Source organism: Prevotella sp. DNF00663, assembly GCF_001553265.1.
GTDB lineage: Bacteria > Bacteroidota > Bacteroidia > Bacteroidales > Bacteroidaceae > Prevotella.
Window position 1 is genome coordinate 1 of record NZ_KQ960632.1, and the last position, 3,124, is coordinate 3,124.

At 51.6% G+C, this 3,124-nt stretch carries 4 protein-coding genes and 1 pseudogene; all 5 read left to right on the plus strand.

Annotation, left to right across the window (positions count from 1 at the left end; translation table 11 throughout):
* Positions 1-237 precede the first annotated feature (237 nt).
* The 5 genes and pseudogenes from HMPREF3034_RS07850 (at position 238) to HMPREF3034_RS07870 (ending at position 2,916) form a co-directional block, all read left to right on the plus strand.
* A complete protein-coding gene (locus HMPREF3034_RS07850) occupies positions 238-471 on the plus strand; it encodes a hypothetical protein (RefSeq protein ID WP_062434587.1) in 234 nt (77 codons plus the stop codon).
* A 3-nt stretch (positions 472-474) separates the two neighbouring features.
* Positions 475-1,623, plus strand: a pseudogene (locus HMPREF3034_RS07855) (DUF2800 domain-containing protein).
* Positions 1,624-1,774: 151 nt separating this feature from the next.
* A complete protein-coding gene (locus HMPREF3034_RS07860) occupies positions 1,775-2,104 on the plus strand; it encodes a hypothetical protein (RefSeq protein WP_062434592.1) in 330 nt (109 codons plus the stop codon).
* Positions 2,105-2,125: 21 nt separating this feature from the next.
* Positions 2,126-2,686, plus strand: coding sequence for a DUF2815 family protein (locus tag HMPREF3034_RS07865; protein ID WP_062434596.1), 561 nt, complete (start codon positions 2,126-2,128; stop codon positions 2,684-2,686).
* A gap of 2 nt (positions 2,687-2,688) precedes the next feature.
* Positions 2,689-2,916: a hypothetical protein gene (locus HMPREF3034_RS07870; protein WP_062434599.1), complete on the plus strand. Its 228-nt coding sequence runs from the start codon at positions 2,689-2,691 to the stop codon at positions 2,914-2,916.
* Positions 2,917-3,124 lie beyond the last annotated feature (208 nt).

Below are 3,124 nucleotides of genomic sequence, written 5' to 3' on the forward strand. Positions count from 1 at the left end.
TTTCTAAACTAAGAGTTTTGCAGAGTTCTCGGACTGGTTACAACCGCGCAGACGGCCGCGCCAGCAGCGCAGCAGCCGCAGAGAAAACCAAAGGCTGAGGCTAAGCCAAAGCAAGTAAACCAACCAGCCGAAGCAGCACCCGCCGCAGAGGAAACCGCGCCAGCATCCGGAGAGGCTAAGCCCGAACCCGCGCAGGAGAAACCAAAGGAATACACCGAGGTAGATATACGCGCGGCGATGGATAGAACCCGTAAGCGCATCGAGGGCGAGGACTACAAGGAGAAGCCGGACAGCGAGGGTTATAAGACGTGGCACAAACGCTTAACTGCGTGGTTTAAGAATACCGCGGCCATTTGCGGTGCCGAGAAGCCAAGCGCGTTACCCGACAGCGAAAGCCGCGCTAAGTTTATCGCTGCGTGCGATGCTGTAGAGATTAAAGGCGATGAACTAACCGAAACCTGCCCCTTTTAGCCTATGAGCGCACACGCATTATTAAGCCCGTCTGCCGCGCACCGCTGGATAAACTGCGCAGCAGCACCGAGACTGGAGGCTACAGTAGAGGACAGCGGCAGCAGCTATGCAGCCGAGGGTAGTTTAGCACACGCCTACTGCGCTAAGAAGCTAAAGGAGTATTTAGGCCGGCCGACCGATGGGGAGCAGGCCGAGATAGCAGAGTTAGACGCGCAGTACCACAGCGGCGAAATGGACGAATATACGGACACCTATAAGGTTATCGTACTGGAGAAGTTAAACGCCGCGCTGGAGAGAACACCGGACGCGCAGCTACTGGTAGAAACAAGATTAGATTTTAGCGACTACGTACCGGAGGCTTTCGGAACTGCCGACGCTATTATTATCGCCGACGGCTGTATGGAGGTTATCGACTTTAAGTACGGCAAAGGTGTACGAGTAAGCGCGGAGAATAACCCGCAAATGATGATATACGCGTTAGGCGCGTTTGCCCGCTTTAGCTTCGAGTACCATATAGACCGCGTGCGTATGACGATAGTCCAGCCGCGCATCGACAACCTCAGCGAGTGGGAACTATCTATTAAGGAGCTTACCAACTGGACGGAAACCGTACTTATCCCCGCGGCCGAAAAAGCCTATAAGGGAGACGGCCCACAGAACCCCGGCGGCTGGTGTCAATTCTGCAAAGTAAAGAGCAGCTGCCGCGCGCTGGCTAACCAATGTACTACGATGGCCAAAGATTACGCGGATAAGATACTTACCCCGGAAGAACTGGCTAACGACGTGCTGCCAAGACTGGCAACCGTTAAAACGTGACTGGCAGGTGTCGAGGAGTACGCGCTACAGCAAGCGTTAAGCGGCGTAGAGATACCGGGCTGGAAAATCGTAGAGGGCCGCAGCGTCCGAAAGATTACCGACATAAGCGGCGCGGCCTCAGCTTTAAGTAACGCGGGCTATACTACAGCGGACATATACAAGCCGCAGGAACTACGCACCATTACAGAGCTGGAAAAGCTGGCCGGTAAGAAACAGTTTGCCGCTATCTGCGGCGACTATATCGTTAAACCGCAGGGCAAACCAACGCTGGCACCAGCAAGCGACAAACGCCCCGCTATAAATCCAATAGCCGACGACTTTAGCGGCATCGAGTAACAACTATGCAGCCTTTATTTGATTTCGTTATGCAGCATCCGTTTTACGCCCTATACTTAGCCCTGCTGCTGGGTATCGCGATACACGGATTTAGAACAAAAGAATAAAACGGCCCGGCGTATTCCGGGAGACGATACAAGATAAAAAGTATATGACAGACAAAGCAAAGAAAGTCGTAGATAGCGCAAACGCGCTTAGCGACGCAGTTAAGGAGGCAGGCGGCTGCCTTATGGTTATCGCCCAAGTACCTGCAAAGGACGGCGAGAAAGTAGCGGACGAAATTTTAGCGACCTTATACGGTAAGGTTTCCGACATTACCGAAGCCTCAGCGCGTATGCTGGTGCAGGAAAGCGCGACACCTTTCCGAATGATTTTCAAGAACGCGCAGACGATTAAGGCCATTATGGAGCTAACCGGTAAGACGCAAGCCGACGAAGTAGAAATTACCGAGGGCGACGGCGAGAACGATAACAACAAGTAAAACCATTAACACGTAAAAGTTATGATAGAGCCAAAAGTAAAGGACACTAAGGTAGTTATCGGCCCGTGCCGATTGAGCTACACACACGTATTTAACAAGTACACACCGGACGGAGACGCAAGCACCGGAAAGTATATGACTAACGTACTTATCCCTAAATCAGAAAAGGCGACCGTAAACGCCATTAAGCAGGCTATCGAGGCCGCTAAGAAGCAGGCCACCGTATCTAAGTGGGGAGGCAAGGAGCCTAAAAAGCTGGATTTGCCGCTGCGCGATGGTGACACAGACAAGGAGGACGACGACGTTTACGCAGACTGCTACTTTATCAACGCTAAGAGTAATACGCGTCCGGGTGTATGTGACAAGCACAAGAACCCTATTACCGACGAGGACGAGATTTATAGCGGCGTTTGGGCCTACGTATCGGTAACTTTCTATGGCTACGACGTTAGCGGTAATCGTGGTGTAGCCTGCGGCCTTAACAACATTATGAAGTTTAAGGACGACGACAGACTGGGCGGCCGCGCGTCTGCTGAGAGTGACTTTGAGGACATCGACAACGAGGACGACGACGATTTGTAAGTATGAAGCAGTTAGTAATACCGCTTACAGAAGAACAGCAGGCGTTAATCAAACTTACCGCTACGTCCTTAGATGCAAAAGCCGCGACGCGAATTAACGCAGCTTTGGACGCTACCGATAGCGTGGAGATTGATATAAAGATGCTGGAGCCGGACGGAGACCCAAATATGATTATTATTTCTTTGGGCCTGCTGGCTATAGGAAAAATCGGACAAGAATTAAATCTATAACCATTTGCCCGGCGTGGGATTGCGCCCGCGCTGGGCTTTTAATTTCTACGATATGTATAAACTTATTCATAGCATAGCAGAGAGAAGTCACGCAACCGCAGTAAAGCGCGGGCAGGACGTTAGTACGTTTGGCTGTATCGCTGCTTTACGTACAGAGCAGCAGGAATACTGGCAGGCTGGAAAAGCCACACTAATTTGACCCACCCTG